The following is a 12817-nucleotide window of genomic DNA, read 5'->3' as shown; positions in this document are numbered from 1 at the left end:
TGGATCACGGAAATCGATATGAGCCCAACCACGACTCGCTGGCTGTTCATTGCGCTGATCGCCCTGGTTATCTGGCGGCTTGTTCCGCTCACCACGGAGCAGGAGCTGGCATCGGCCAACCGTGCCTGGCGAACCGGCCATTTTGATGAGGCAACCCGGATCTGGTCGCCGCTGGCCGAGCAAGGGCAACCAAGGGCACAGGCGCTGATGGGCTGGAGCCATGAAGTGGGGCAGGGGAGTGAGCAGGATATCAATCGGGCCATCACACTCTATCGTCAGTCGGCGCAGGCGGGCGATCCCTTTGGCCAGTACCGGTTGGCGGACGCCTATTTGCGCGGCGCCGGAGTGAAGCGGGATCTGCGCGAAGCCTTTCACTGGATGGATCTTGCCGCCCGCAATGGCGATGTGCCGGCGATGCTGAAAGTCGGGGTGCTCCATTTGATGGGGGCGAGCGGGCGTGTCGATCTCTCGCAGGGGAAACAGTGGCTCTATCAGGCGGCGCAAAAGGGCAACAAACTGGCGCTGCACGTGCTGCAGCAACTGGCCCTGGCCGAGGAGGGCGCCAGCGATTTTGACTTCAACTGGCAGCCGCTGCTTGGTGAATAGTCGGCAACCGTCTCATTTAACTGTAGAAAATCTCATCAAACCCGATACAGCCACGGTTACTTCTGGTAGCATGGGGCCGTTTTGGCTTGGTTTGTCACCTTGAACCTTTCGTTCGGATGGCGGGCCGTCTTCGCAAAGTGCTGTGGAGAACCAGAACATCACCTTTTTGAATCTCTTTTCCATCCCGCATGTGACCTTTGGTAGTAGTCACCAATCCTGATCCATCCTGTTTATTTCCATTCATTTCTGCACTCTAACTCATTGTTTTATCATGGTCTAAGTGTCATTCCTGTTCCAAGCTGTTCGCGTTGGTTCTGACTTGTCTATTTAAAATTGTGCACCAAAGTGTGTACCATGGACACATTACACAAGACGAGAGCAGTGCAATGGCATTGAGTGACGCGAAGCTGCGCAAGATTGCAGGCAAGCCGTATGACGGGCCGACAGAGTTGCCAGACGGTCAGGGGTTGTCTGCCCGCATCAGCCAATCCGGACACATCAGCTTTCAGTATCGGTACCGGCACGGCCAGCGGGCCCGCAGGATGTCGCTCGGTGCTTATGGTGACGTCAGCCTCAAGGAGGCGCGGGAGCGCCATGCCGAAGCGCGCCGGATATTGCAGACCGGCAGCGACCCCGCTACGGTGCGGATGATGGAGATCAGAGATCGCCATGCCGCCGTGACGGCCAGCGACTGCCTGAATGCCTGGCTCGATAGTCCGCAGGCGATACGGCTGGTCAAGATCAACCAGTGGCGCCGGCTGTTCGACCTGCACGTTATGCCGGTTGTCGGTCAGTTCGTCGTGGAGGAGATGACCACCCAGCACTGGGACAAGGTCTTTTCCCCTATGCAGGAGGATGCCAGCACCCAAGCCGGGATCCTGCTCGGCAAGCTCAAGGAGGTGCTTGATTACGCCCAGCGCCGCAGCATGATCAGCAGCAATATCCTTTCCAGCTGGAAGGTGAAGGACGTTGGAACCCCCATCAAGTCGCGCTCTCGCTACCTGAGCGATGAGGAGATCGGAAAGTTCTGGCAGGCGGTGGACCTCACCGACATGACCGATGCCCACAAGATCATGATGAAGCTGATCCTGCTCACCGGTTGCCGTGGGGTGGAGATCCGGATTGCCAAGAAGGCTGATTTCGATCTGGCGAAGGGTCTGTGGCGCGTCAGTGATGACGACTCAAAGACGGGGATCGGGTTTGTGCGCGGCCTGTCGCAGCAGGCTTGCGATCTGCTGGCCGAGGCCTTTGCATTCTTCCCTGACCATGTCTATGTGTTCCCGCCTGCGCGCAGCCTTGACGATCGGCCCATGGCGGCCAGTGTGCTGCTGAGCCTGGCAAAGCAGGTAGGAAAGGTGATGGGGGTAAGTGACTGGGGAAACCACGATCTGCGCCGCACCATGAAAACGGTGATGAGCCGGATCGGGATTCACCCCCATGTATCTGAGAAAGTGCTCGGCCATAGACTGGCTGGCATTCTCGCCGTCTATGACCAGCACGACTATCTGGATGAGCAGCGGGCGGCCCTTGAACAATGGGCCGCACATATCGCTCAATGCGTGGTGCTGGTGGCTGACTCAGCAGGCATCAGCCCGCGGGCAACCAGGAATGCGATTACTTCGTGACGGCGCCACAGGGTGCCGCCCTTGGCCATCCAGTTAAGCGGCTCCGGGAACGGGGTGCCGGCGGCGGCCCACTCCTGTCTGCGGCGATAGAAGGTGGTTCTGCCGATCCCGCCGAGCAGCTGCTCGATGTCACAACGGCGGATCAGTGCCGGGGTTTGGGTGTGTTGTGCCATAGGTCCTCCGTCAGAACGGGGTATCGTCGTCAAAATCAATCGGCGGCTCGTTGTAAACGGGCGGTGCCGGTTGCTGTGCTTGGCGGCCATATCCGCCCTGTGGCTGTGATGCTGGTGGTTGTTGCGGCGGGCCTTGCTGCGGTCTGCCGCCCAGCATCTGCAGTACGCCGGTGAAGCTATCGATCAGCACCTCTGTGGTGTAGCGGTCGCTGCCGTCCTGCGCCTGCCATTTTCGGGTCTGCAGCTTTCCTTCTACGTAGACCTGCGTTCCCTTCTTGAGGTGCTGGCCTGCTACCTCGGCCAGCTTGCCCATGAACACTACGCGGTGCCACTCGGTGCGCTCTTTCTGCTCACCGGTCTGCTTGTCGCGCCATGATTCGGAGGTGGCCAAGGTGATTGAGGTCACCGCTCCGCCGCCCTGGTTGTAGCGCACTTCAGGATCCTGCCCCAGATTGCCGATCAGGATGACCTTGTTGATGCCTCGTTTCATTCTGCGATCCTTTTGAATTCAACCACCATGTTGTCGTTGTCATCCACGTCAACCAGCACTTCGTAGGTTGGCAGCTTCTCGCCCAGTTCAACCTCATCAAATGCCGGGTGCTCGGCGGTGTAGGTGGCGGTGTCGCGGTAGAGGTTGTGCTCGATATCCAGCACGACCATATCTTTCTGTATGGACCGCATCAGCTCATAGTCGTGGCGTCTGAACCGGTCACCCTGTATTGCAAATTTTCCTAGTCGCATGGTTTTTCCTCTATCAGTTGCCCTTGCGCTCGTAGATAGCGCCAGGGGAGAGAATGCTTTGGTTATCGGCGAGCTGCGACATCTCGAACCCGCCATCCTTATCAAGTACCGCCATCGAATCGAATACATAGCGGCGGCCGAACTCGTCAATAAACCACTCAGGTACTTTCTGGCCACGGATCGTGATGGTCTCCGGCCCCTTCTCTACAATTGCTGCCATGCCTTTACCCTTATCTCTTCGCCATTGCCTTGAGGCAGTGTTTGCAGGTCACCGCTTCCGGATTATCCGTGAGTGATGCTGCGCGTTCCTTTTTCACCTGCAACATGTCGCATTTCCTGACGTAGTAGGGGCCAATACTCTGCATAAACCCTGGCTTAACGTCAGCCCATTCCTTGAGGTGTACCTTCATCCTGTCACCTGCTCGGTTGTGGCTACATGCCAGCGGTAGCCGCGGTGGTGCTTCTGCTCGCCGCGCAGGCAGCGGGAGATCATCTCCCTGTCAAACCCCATCTTGCGGTGTGCCTCGTGGATGCTGCCGAACTGGACGGTATTGCCGTTGCGATAGGTGCCGATCACCGGCTTGCACTCCCACTGTGACGGGGTGACCTTGTCCACATAGAGGCGGCGGCCTGATGCCTGTGCCCCGAGCGAGTTGCAGATCTGGCATTTTTCAACCCGGGTATCGAATCTCGGTTCGCGGTGAATGGCTGCGATGATCCCGCTGGCCCGCGAGGTGCTGACGTTGAATTCGGCCGCCACGTCAGCGCTGACGGCCCCCTGCGCTCTGGTATGAACCCACTCGGCCACGTCTTGAACGATGCTCATGCAGCCACCTTAAATCAGTGCCAGCGCCACGAAGGCGGCCAGTGTGTTGAGTGCCAGAATGGTGAGTCCGGCGGCTTGTTGTTTAGTCATATCTTCCATCCGTCCTGGTCGAGTGTGGGGGCAATGGTCACCATGTCTTGCCACACCCGCGCCACCTGCTCATCGCGCAGGGCAGGGGCGTTATCGTCGGCATGCTGGCCGACTGCGATCATGGTTGGCGTGGCCTGTTTCGGTACCAGAACCCAGCCTTCTGGCAGTTCAATCTCGAGCGATTCGGCGTAGAACAGCTGCATGCGCATTGCCTGGGTAAGTTGGATTTTCATGCTGCCTCCATCAGTGCCTGGATGATTCGCTTTCCAGCCAGTGGCGGGACGGCGTTGCCTGCCATGTGAACAGTCAACCTGTGGTTGTTTGGGCGCTTGATATTGCGCGGGAAGCTCATCGCCAGCAGGTTTTCCTCTGCCGTGAGCATCCTCATGCGGTCACCGTCCACGACAGCCCAGCGGTCGCGGGTGGTGATAGTGCCGATCGGCCGATCAATGCTTCGCCCGGTGCGGGTGTTTCCGTAGTAGCTCATCACGAACCGGTCGCCGTAGGCCGCTCTGCCGTTGGCAACTCGCTCCAGAGTTGCTTCTGCTCGTCCCGGCTTGGCTATCTGTGACCAGCGCCCTGCGGCGAAGTCGATGAACTTGGTCGCAGGAACATGCTCCAGCTTTGGCAGGTTCAGGGTTAATGGGTTTGCCGAGCGGGTGCAGACGATGAACATCCGGATCCGCTCCTGCGGAACACCGAGATCCGCGCAGTTGACTACATGTGGAGCCAAGGCATAGCCGAGAGCCTGCATGGCTGCTGCCCATGCCGGATAGAGCGGCCACTCAAGGAACTCCGGCACGTTCTCTACGATGGCGGCAGGCGGGCGGTGAAACTCAAGGGCAGAGACCACGGCCCACGCTGTTGAGCGACTGGCATCATGCTGCGGGTTGCCGCTGGCTTTGCCACGCGCTTTGCTGTGCCCTTGACAGCATGGTGAGGCGAGCAGCAGATCATGGCTAGGCACTTGCGTCCAGTCAGCCTGATGCAGGTCTTGGCAGACGTGCTGAGTGTCAGGGTGGTTCTCACTGTGCCAGTGAACAGCTTCCGGCCAGTGGTTTGCCGCCCAAAGCACTTCGCAACCAGCCATCACGGCTCCGGTAGACCAGCCACCCAACCCAGAGAACAGATCGATCGCCTTCATGCTGCCTCCCCGTTGTCGATAGCGAGTTGGAGCTGTTCTTCATCCGGATGCAGCAGGCGGCTGGCCATATCAGTGGCGCAGGTCATGGTGGTGGCGTCATCGCTACCGCTGTCGATGATGTCGCGCACGTAGCCGGCCAGCAGGTTGGTGTTGCTCGGGGTGAGCAGTTCAACCTCATCGACCTGGTACATCACCGCCTTGACGGCAGGGAAGTTGCGCCAGTCTGCCAACGGTTCGATATCAGCCAGCGGGTTAACCGGTGCGCTGGGTGCCTCTGCTGCCGGCGCTTCATTTCCCCAGCAGTCCCAACCAGCGGCGGATTCGCGGGCGAACAGCTCGATGCGCGGCACATCTCTGCAAACTGCACCGCACATCTTCTCGATGGCTACGCGAAACTCGTTCGGCTTCTGGCTGTGCTTGCCCACCTCTGCCTCGATGACTGACCGCACGGAGTGATCTTTGATGAGATGCTTCAGTTTGCCGCGCACCCCAATCAGGGCAGATTCAGACCCAGAGCGGGTGGTGAACCCCATTCCGAAGTGGGGGAGCCAGCGCTTGGTCATCTTGCGCCAGACAAAGCCGTTCATGTTGACCAGGCGAAAGCCCCACGCTTTGCAAAGGTCGATGGCTTCTTGCGGCATGCTGCCGACCCACCACATCACCAGCAGGCAGTGATCGTCAGCAAGCTTGGCAACCGGCAGTGCGGCCATGTCGGCCAGACTGGTGACGGTGTATTGCGCCTCGGCAGAGCTGGTCATGCTGCCGCCGGTGTTCTTGTTGTTGAACTGCCAAGCTGGATCGGCGTAGATGACGCGGTATTTGCGATCGGTGTTGAAGATGTCGATGTTCATGCAGCATCCTTGTCGCTCGGCAGGCCGATAAGCGCGTTAAGGTCTGCGGTTTGCACTGCCGGCAGCTGCACCTTCTTGATCTCTTTCGGCATCAGTTCGGCGGCTTCCGGCCACACTTTCAGCAGCTGGTTATCGGTGTTGATGCCGCTCATCGCTGCAGCCACGCTGTTTTCGATGTGCTCGCGCTTCTCCTTGAGCGATTTGGCATCCTGCTCCAGCTGGTGGAACTCGATGGCAAGCGGATGATCTGCCGCCAACTTGCATGAACGGCATGGCTTTCTTACCGCCTCATGGCAAGAGTCATAGCCAAAGGTGCCGTTAAAGCGCGGGCGAAGGCTGATACCGCCGCAGTTCAGGTAAAAGTCGCTATCAACGTTGATTGGTTGGTATCCGGTGGTGACACCTTCCGGCAGCGCCATTGTGATGGCCTTAATTTGCTCGATGGCCTTATCGACAGCCTCAGCACCTTCCTTGCCACCAAGGGAATCGACACGCACATCCTCTGCCCAATCAACGCGGCGCAGGCGCAGCGCTTCTTCTTCTGCAGGAATGCCAGCCTTGACGGCAGCGGCCTTGATGATCTGGAGCTTGATTTCGTTGGTGAGTCTCATGCTGCATCCCCTGTGTTTTCCGGATACCAGACAAAGCCATCTTCGGCTTGGCGGATGACCTTGCCGCACTTCATGGCGTAGTGAAATTCGGCGGTGGCGCCTTGGGAGTTGACCCAGTTCGGCAGCATGATCACCTCGTCGGCGATCTTGACCATCTCGATGCAGATGCCCATGTATTGCTGCTGGGTGAGGCCGTCCGGCAGGGTTGCCGGGTTGAGTACGACGTGGCCTTTTTGCTGCTGGTGGAGCGCTTCGGTGTTGAAGGCAGGGCGGTTGTATTCCGGTAGGCCAGACATTGGCCCTGCGATGTAGACGATTTTGCGTTGTTGGTTCGACATGGTTCATCCCGTTTACTGGTGTATCTGGGATAAAAATACGATATGTATTTGTGTTGGTCAATACGATTTGTATTTTTTAGTGCTTGGGCATGAAAAAGCCCACCGTGCTGGTGGGCCATGTTTTGCAGGTTAGGATGGCGATGTTACTTCGGTCTGGTGAATAGTACGAACAGGCCGATAATGAGATCGCCAAATCCCCAGATACCAAAGATCATGCTGGTGCCGATGGTGGTACCGATCGCTCCGCCAACCTTTTCGGCATCGTTGGCACCCTGCATCATGTCGCCAACAGAGCCCCAGTAGGAGAACAGCCAGAACGCCATCAGCAGGTTAAAGAGGATAAATCCCCACTTGAACAACTTGCCGAAGAAGCCGCGTTTTGGTTTGCGGATCTGGAACCCGCACTTAGGGCACTTAAGTGCCACATCACTCACTTCCGCAGCGCATTCAGGGCAGTTAATTAGGCTCATTGCAATTCTCCTTTTTGCACAGTAATTTCTTGTTGCAGTTTTACGACCACCAGCTCCAATAGTTCACTGAACGATTCTTGGTAAAACTTCGGGCTTGATTTGAACGGGTGGCCCATTGATAAAATATTCTTACCGTAATTCAATCCATCACCGATAAGCCTATAAAATGTTTTTATTTCACCGGATCCCGTAGTCGATGCATACTCTGCGTTCTCTGCCATTTCAAGCGAAATTAATACCTTCAATATTACGCTGGCATTTAATGAGCTTGGAGAGTCTGATAGAAGTTTTGTTAGTGTGTGCGTTTTCATGTTACTCATTACCAGCTAAGCTCCTTTTTGCTTGCCTTTAGATTCTCGTTGTACATCATCAGCAGGTTGTCGTAGTTGCACATATCGATCCCGCTATTGCAGTAATCGTTGATAACCCGATCCATCACTTTGCGATCAGTGGCCTGCGTCGCTTTCTTGAATGAGTTGAGGTTCTGATCTTCCATCATGCGCAGCATTGACGGCTGGCACATATCGAGCTGGCTTTCACAGTAGTCTTGCTGGACGCGATCCTTGATGTACTTAATCACTTCCTGCTTCTGGGCCTCAGAACCATCAAAATCCATCGGGTGGATAAAGCCAGCCATTGCAGAGATCGGGAATAACATCACCCCGAGAATTGCCGATTTGTTTTTATATCCCATTGCTCTATTCCTTTTTTATTTTAAGGTGTTGATACCAAACCCTATGACCATTGAAGCAAACGTTCTGACCTTATCCTGATCACCATCATCGATAGCGGTTGTTAACCTATAACCAAGCGTCAGGGTGTACGGCAGGGCCATTGATTTGAGAATGGATATCCCTTTGGCAGACAGTACCGCCTCTTTCAGGCCGATATCATCCTGCACGTTCGCGTCGATATAGTCCGCCTCTACCAGCCATGACCATGACGCCATGATCAGTGATGCCTCTTCGGTCATCGCCTCAATTCCATCGCCCCTGTCTTCACTGGCTGAACCATGTACTGTATATTCTTCCAGTGCTATATCTATTGGCATCGGGAAGGCCTGATAGAGCGCGGCAAAGGTCTTACCGGCAATCATGTCGAACTGTTCAATATTGGAGGTTGTCATGTCTGATCCTGATGTTAAGGGTAAGGATGAAGTGCAGGGCGGGGCCACGAAACGGGATTTTTTGCGGGCCGATCTGCTGCGGGTAATGAATTACGGGGTAGTGGGTACTTGGGACAGCCAGCGGTGCGGAGAGTATTTTGCAGCCAGGCTGCCGGAGATTGAGCCCGCGCTGTTGTTTGATGTGCTGGCCGAGGTGATGGTGAGCGGGCCGAAAAAGGCCTACCAGCGTGGGCAGGATGATGCGCTGGCAATGATACGGAAGGCGCTGAAATAAACCATCCATGGTCTATCCCTAGCGGCGTCGTCTGCGGCGGCGGTGTTCCACCATGGTGCCGATGATTTGAATGGGCTGGCGGTCTGAACGCATGGTGGCGTAGTCGTCATTGAGCGGGGCCAGCTCGAAGATCTCTTTGCCATCTTCGCTGTAGCCGCGGGGGCGGTACTTCTTGAAGGTGGCCTCTTCCTCGCCGTTCTTGGCCACCACAAAGTCACCAGGGTGGAGCGGTTCGTCCGGGTCAATCAGCACCAGATCGCCTTCGGTGAATTCCGGCTCCATGGAGTTACCCCGGATCACGATGGCAAAGGCGCGCTCGCCCAGCTCAAGATCGGTGGTGATGTAGGCCATATTGCCATCGCACTCGCGGATCTCGTTCGGTGCTGTCCATACCCCTGCCTGTACATAGCTGATTACAGGGATCCGGTGTATGTCCGGCTGAGCCATCTCCATATTCGGTTCGTCGCCGACGATATTGCCATCCACCCCGATATTGATGCTCTTGAGATCAAGAACGCTCATGATGTTGAGGATCACGTCCATTGCTGGTTCGCGGCGTTTATTCAACCAATGCCCGATCGCCCCCTGAGTTACCCCCAGCTTTTCAGCTAGTTGCTCCTGAGTGATGCCGAGCTTCTTCATCCGGCTCTTGGCCAGGCTGTGCCATGTCTCTTTTTCCATGCTGAAAATATTACGTTGTGTATTGTTTTTCTCAACGCACAAATTGTCATGGCTGCAAATCGTGTTATAGTACATATCGTATTAAGTCACCCCAAAGAGAACGGAGTTGTCGATGAACAACATCAAGGAACTGCGCGACAAGGCGGGCAAGACGCAGTCCGATTTGGCCGCCGAGCTCGGAATCACTCAAGGGGCGGTTGCTCACTACGAGAAGAGCCGTCGCAAGCCAGGGCTGGACACCTGCAGAAAGATTGCGTCTGTCATCAATCGCTGGGGGGTGAAGTGCTCCATCAACGATGTATTCCCCCCTGAAAACTGCTGAGAACCATCATGACAGAAGCCAAAAAAACAACCACGAGAGTCAAGCGGGATCACTCCCACGCATCTGACCCTATTGACGCCGCTTATCAGTTGAGCCGCCGGTACAACATCACCGAGCTGGCCAAGCTGATGGGCAACAAGCGCCCGACCACCCTGAACAACAAGTTCAACCCGCAGTGCGAAGACCATCACCTGACCCTGTCTGAGGCTATGGCCGTGACCGAACTGACCGGTGACAACGCCATTCTGCAAGCCTGGGCGCTGTCTCGTGGCCATGTGCTGGTGGCCCTGCCGGATAGCACGGTGAGCGAGGAAGAGCTGGCCGACCAGGTGATGACCGTCACCTCGGTGGTGGGGGCCGTGTTCGGTGAGCTGCATCTGGCGCGTCAGGACGGGGTGATTGACCCGATTGAGCGTCAGGCGATTACTGCGGCGGTGCATCGCGCCATCAGGGAGCTGTTGAGTTTGGAAGAGTCAGTGGCAAGTCAGGTTCGTCCGTTGCCGGTGGCTGTGCAAGGAGGGGCGAAGTGATGAATGGAGTTCAAAAAGATTGGGCCGGCGCTGCTGTAACAGCCCGACCCGCGGTCAATTTTCTTGGAGAAAACAACATGGATAAGCGTACCGAAGCTGGCACCAAAGCGCAAGGCAAGCGCCGCAACGTGATCCCGGCAGTGATCCCGCGTCTGGTGGAGAGTCAGGGCCAGTCCTATCTGGTCTATGGCGGTCTGCTGCGCGGCATCAAGATCCCGGCAACCAAAGAGCAGGCCAAGCGTCACCTGAACTGCCTGATGCAGCACCTGCAGGAGGTGGCTCATGGGTAACGTCGTTCGCCTGGCACCGGCCAGCGCACCCACCACACAGCGAGGCTGCAACGTGAACGAGAACCGCCGCAGCGGGTTTGTGCTGCTGTACAAGAGCATCAAGGATGCCACGTTTTACCGTGACCCTGCTCGCAAGTCCCTGTGGCTGCACCTGTTGCTCGAGGTCACTCACGAGCGCACAGAGGATACCTTCAACGGCAACCGCGTCACCCTGAGCCGTGGCCAGCTGGTTAGCTCTGCTCGTTCACTTGGTGAGGCCTGTGGCATCTCCGAAGATAGCGCCCGCCGCTCTCTGGATGCCTTCGAGCGCGACGGGATGATCACCCGCATCAGCAAGCAGGGAACCAAGGGTTACACGTTGATAACTGTTCTCAATTACGACCAGTATCAGCGCGGAGTTTCAGAACACGATGGCGCGGAGTTAGGCGCGGAGTTTAAAGCCGCATCAGATATGGGGTTGCAGGTGGTATCGCAATCTGATTGCGCGGAGTTAGGCGCGGAGTTTCACGCCGAATCTCTAAACAATATAAACAATCAAACAAGTAAAGATCTTAAACCCTCTTCGTCCCAACTCGCTGACGCGAGTCGAGACCAGCAGAGTGAGCAGGGTGCAAGCGATGCGCTGGCCACTGCTGAGCAAGGCCAGACCGAGCAGGGCTCTGCAAAGCAAAAGACCCGCATCATCGAGGGTGCAGCAGTCCAGACCCCGAACGGCAAAGCATGGGGCACCGCTGAAGACCTGCAAACCGCGCAGTGGATGTTCAAGCGGGTGCAGCAACTCAACCCGACCGCGAAAGAGCCCAACTGGGCGCAGTGGGCCAACGTGGTGCGCCAGATGCGCGAGCTTGACAAGCGTACACACCGCGAGATTTGCGAGCTGTACGACTGGGTGAGCCGCGATTCGTTCTGGTGCGCCAACGTGCTCTCCCCGCAGAAGCTGCGCGAGAAGTGGGATCAGCTGGTTGCCAAGCGCAGCGTCCCATCTGCCAAGCCGCAGCACCTCTCCAACCTGATGCAGGCCCAGAAGCAGGCGCAAGCCCTGCGCGAACAGGGGGTGTCTTATGACCGCAATACTCCCCTGTAACCCATCTGGCCTGCCAACTACCCAAGACCCGCTGCAGGTGAGCACCGGCATGACCATGTTCCTGGCTGACGAGCTGCTGCCTCTGATGGCTGGTCTGTGGCCTGCCAGCGCCAACCAGCTTGACTGCAATGTTCGCGGGGTTGCCGCGGCGTGGGGCCTGCAACTGCGCGGCCTGACTGCCGAGCAGATCTCGGAAGCGGTGATGGTGCTGGCCAACGATACCGCCCGCCAGTTCGCTCCGCGTCCTGCTGAGGTCAAGGCCGCCGCGATGGCGATGCTGGCACCAGTCCAGTCATCTGCGCCGATCGGACAAACCATTTCGGTCAGGGCCTGCGAGATGATCGCCGAGGCGCGGGTATTCATGCGCAGCGGTGCCGTGCGGTGGGATGAGCTGCAAGGCGAGATTTCCGCCGTTATGGGCGAGATGCGCCAGCGTGGCGCGGTGATCAGCGGGAGGGTGATGTGATGGTGGCCAATAAACACGAGCTGATCGCCAATGCGGCCATGGCTCAGCTGCACAAGATGTGGCCCTGCACCTTCGATATCGAGATCCCGGAGGCGCCAGCTGGCTGGAGCTGGACCATGGCGAACAACGCCGGTGAGTTCGAGCTGGTGCTGGCCTGTGTCGGTGAAGGTGACGATTTCGAGCTGTCATCGGTCGAGGTGATCACCAAGTCGTCAGTGGCGCAGATGGCCTCGCTTCTGATAGCGAACATCAGTTGTCTGGGGGTGCAGTGATGGCAGTGACATTCAGTGAAGCCTGCGAGCGGGACATCAAGGCCGCCAAGCATGTGCGGGTTGCGGTGTATCCAGAGGTGAAGGATTGGCTGCCGGTGCAGGTGCGCCTTGAGGTGTCGGATTGCCTGCATCAGCTTGGGTCTACCTCATGGTCGCACAACGCCGGTTATTACCTGGTGGTGGATGACGACCCTGCAGATGTAGTTGAGGCTGTAAACGCCCTGCGCGGCCAGCAACAGCGGCCCGCCACGTTGGAGATGATCAAATGCGCGATTTCATGAAGAGCACCCTGATGTT

Annotated in this window: 26 protein-coding genes; 10 read left to right on the top strand and 16 right to left on the bottom strand. The window is 57.2% G+C overall.

Annotated features, from left to right (window positions below; translation table 11 throughout):
• Window positions 1-18: 18 nt before the first annotated feature.
• Complete coding sequence (locus AACR93_RS21575; RefSeq protein ID WP_042031030.1) at window positions 19-606, top strand: tetratricopeptide repeat protein; 588 nt, start codon at window positions 19-21, stop codon at window positions 604-606.
• A gap of 386 nt (window positions 607-992) precedes the next feature.
• Entirely contained in the window at window positions 993-2231 is a 1239-nt protein-coding gene (locus AACR93_RS21570; RefSeq protein WP_043851907.1) for a tyrosine-type recombinase/integrase, read from the top strand.
• Here AACR93_RS21570 and AACR93_RS21565 read toward each other — a convergent pair.
• From AACR93_RS21565 to AACR93_RS21495, 15 genes are all read right to left on the bottom strand, one after another.
• Window positions 2159-2404, bottom strand: a complete 246-nt coding sequence (locus AACR93_RS21565; protein ID WP_043851906.1) for a helix-turn-helix transcriptional regulator — start codon at window positions 2402-2404, stop codon at window positions 2159-2161. The two genes, AACR93_RS21570 and AACR93_RS21565, sit on opposite strands and share 73 nt — an antisense overlap.
• A gap of 10 nt (window positions 2405-2414) precedes the next feature.
• Window positions 2415-2894: a single-stranded DNA-binding protein gene (gene ssb, locus AACR93_RS21560; RefSeq protein WP_043851905.1), complete on the bottom strand. Its 480-nt coding sequence runs from the start codon at window positions 2892-2894 to the stop codon at window positions 2415-2417.
• Window positions 2891-3085, bottom strand: a complete 195-nt coding sequence (locus AACR93_RS21555) for a hypothetical protein (RefSeq protein WP_156153035.1) — start codon at window positions 3083-3085, stop codon at window positions 2891-2893. The genes ssb and AACR93_RS21555 overlap by 4 nt, the downstream gene beginning before the upstream one ends.
• A 73-nt stretch (window positions 3086-3158) precedes the next feature.
• Window positions 3159-3365, bottom strand: coding sequence for a hypothetical protein (locus tag AACR93_RS21550; RefSeq protein ID WP_043851904.1), 207 nt, complete (start codon window positions 3363-3365; stop codon window positions 3159-3161).
• 10 nt (window positions 3366-3375) lie between these two features.
• Entirely contained in the window at window positions 3376-3555 is a 180-nt protein-coding gene (locus AACR93_RS21545) for a hypothetical protein (protein ID WP_043851903.1), read from the bottom strand.
• Window positions 3552-3971 (bottom strand): hypothetical protein, encoded by a 420-nt coding sequence (locus tag AACR93_RS21540; protein WP_043851902.1) that lies wholly within the window; start codon window positions 3969-3971, stop codon window positions 3552-3554. The genes AACR93_RS21545 and AACR93_RS21540 overlap by 4 nt, the downstream gene beginning before the upstream one ends.
• 86 nt (window positions 3972-4057) lie before the next feature.
• Window positions 4058-4294 (bottom strand): hypothetical protein, encoded by a 237-nt coding sequence (locus tag AACR93_RS21535; RefSeq protein WP_043851901.1) that lies wholly within the window; start codon window positions 4292-4294, stop codon window positions 4058-4060.
• Window positions 4291-5205, bottom strand: a complete 915-nt coding sequence (locus tag AACR93_RS21530; protein WP_043851900.1) for a DNA cytosine methyltransferase — start codon at window positions 5203-5205, stop codon at window positions 4291-4293. Before AACR93_RS21530 ends, AACR93_RS21535 begins: the two co-directional genes overlap by 4 nt.
• Window positions 5202-6056, bottom strand: coding sequence for an MT-A70 family methyltransferase (locus AACR93_RS21525; RefSeq protein WP_052497105.1), 855 nt, complete (start codon window positions 6054-6056; stop codon window positions 5202-5204). The genes AACR93_RS21530 and AACR93_RS21525 overlap by 4 nt, the downstream gene beginning before the upstream one ends.
• Window positions 6053-6667 carry an Nmad5 family putative nucleotide modification protein gene (locus tag AACR93_RS21520; protein ID WP_043851899.1) on the bottom strand — a complete coding sequence of 205 codons (615 nt, stop codon included), beginning with the start codon at window positions 6665-6667 and terminating at the stop codon, window positions 6053-6055. Before AACR93_RS21520 ends, AACR93_RS21525 begins: the two co-directional genes overlap by 4 nt.
• Complete coding sequence (locus AACR93_RS21515; protein ID WP_043851898.1) at window positions 6664-7005, bottom strand: DUF4406 domain-containing protein; 342 nt, start codon at window positions 7003-7005, stop codon at window positions 6664-6666. Before AACR93_RS21515 ends, AACR93_RS21520 begins: the two co-directional genes overlap by 4 nt.
• Before the next feature lie 143 nt (window positions 7006-7148).
• A complete protein-coding gene (locus AACR93_RS21510) occupies window positions 7149-7475 on the bottom strand; it encodes a zinc-ribbon domain-containing protein (RefSeq protein WP_043851897.1) in 327 nt (108 codons plus the stop codon).
• Window positions 7472-7795 carry a hypothetical protein gene (locus AACR93_RS21505; protein ID WP_043851896.1) on the bottom strand — a complete coding sequence of 108 codons (324 nt, stop codon included), beginning with the start codon at window positions 7793-7795 and terminating at the stop codon, window positions 7472-7474. Before AACR93_RS21505 ends, AACR93_RS21510 begins: the two co-directional genes overlap by 4 nt.
• Window positions 7795-8169 (bottom strand): hypothetical protein, encoded by a 375-nt coding sequence (locus AACR93_RS21500; RefSeq protein WP_043851895.1) that lies wholly within the window; start codon window positions 8167-8169, stop codon window positions 7795-7797. The genes AACR93_RS21505 and AACR93_RS21500 overlap by 1 nt, the downstream gene beginning before the upstream one ends.
• A gap of 15 nt (window positions 8170-8184) precedes the next feature.
• Entirely contained in the window at window positions 8185-8601 is a 417-nt protein-coding gene (locus AACR93_RS21495; protein WP_043851894.1) for a hypothetical protein, read from the bottom strand.
• On the opposite strand from AACR93_RS21495, the gene AACR93_RS21490 reads away from it, so the two are divergent.
• Entirely contained in the window at window positions 8600-8875 is a 276-nt protein-coding gene (locus AACR93_RS21490) for a hypothetical protein (protein ID WP_043851893.1), read from the top strand. The genes AACR93_RS21495 and AACR93_RS21490 overlap by 2 nt on opposite strands.
• 18 nt (window positions 8876-8893) lie before the next feature.
• Here the strand turns inward: AACR93_RS21490 and AACR93_RS21485 are convergent, their stop codons facing one another.
• Window positions 8894-9556 (bottom strand): LexA family protein, encoded by a 663-nt coding sequence (locus AACR93_RS21485; protein ID WP_043851892.1) that lies wholly within the window; start codon window positions 9554-9556, stop codon window positions 8894-8896.
• Window positions 9557-9668: 112 nt separating this feature from the next.
• Here AACR93_RS21485 and AACR93_RS21480 point away from each other — a divergent pair, with 112 nt between their 5' ends.
• From AACR93_RS21480 to AACR93_RS21450, 7 genes are all read left to right on the top strand, one after another.
• Window positions 9669-9878 carry a helix-turn-helix transcriptional regulator gene (locus AACR93_RS21480; protein ID WP_043851891.1) on the top strand — a complete coding sequence of 70 codons (210 nt, stop codon included), beginning with the start codon at window positions 9669-9671 and terminating at the stop codon, window positions 9876-9878.
• Between the two features lie 8 nt (window positions 9879-9886).
• Complete coding sequence (locus AACR93_RS21475) at window positions 9887-10408, top strand: phage regulatory CII family protein (RefSeq protein WP_052497104.1); 522 nt, start codon at window positions 9887-9889, stop codon at window positions 10406-10408.
• Between the two features lie 77 nt (window positions 10409-10485).
• Window positions 10486-10698, top strand: coding sequence for a hypothetical protein (locus tag AACR93_RS21470; protein ID WP_043851927.1), 213 nt, complete (start codon window positions 10486-10488; stop codon window positions 10696-10698).
• Entirely contained in the window at window positions 10691-11782 is a 1092-nt protein-coding gene (locus AACR93_RS21465; protein ID WP_043851890.1) for a hypothetical protein, read from the top strand. The genes AACR93_RS21470 and AACR93_RS21465 overlap by 8 nt, the downstream gene beginning before the upstream one ends.
• Window positions 11760-12248 (top strand): hypothetical protein, encoded by a 489-nt coding sequence (locus tag AACR93_RS21460; RefSeq protein WP_156153034.1) that lies wholly within the window; start codon window positions 11760-11762, stop codon window positions 12246-12248. Before AACR93_RS21465 ends, AACR93_RS21460 begins: the two co-directional genes overlap by 23 nt.
• Window positions 12248-12520 carry a hypothetical protein gene (locus tag AACR93_RS21455; RefSeq protein ID WP_043851888.1) on the top strand — a complete coding sequence of 91 codons (273 nt, stop codon included), beginning with the start codon at window positions 12248-12250 and terminating at the stop codon, window positions 12518-12520. Before AACR93_RS21460 ends, AACR93_RS21455 begins: the two co-directional genes overlap by 1 nt.
• Window positions 12520-12801 carry a hypothetical protein gene (locus AACR93_RS21450; RefSeq protein WP_043851887.1) on the top strand — a complete coding sequence of 94 codons (282 nt, stop codon included), beginning with the start codon at window positions 12520-12522 and terminating at the stop codon, window positions 12799-12801. Before AACR93_RS21455 ends, AACR93_RS21450 begins: the two co-directional genes overlap by 1 nt.
• The last annotated feature ends 16 nt before the right edge of the window (window positions 12802-12817 follow it).

The organism is Aeromonas sp. L_1B5_3 (genome assembly GCF_963866575.1).
Classification (GTDB): Bacteria; Pseudomonadota; Gammaproteobacteria; order Enterobacterales; family Aeromonadaceae; genus Aeromonas; species Aeromonas jandaei.
Note: the sequence above shows the minus strand (reverse complement) of the source record. Positions and strands in the feature narration are given on the sequence as shown.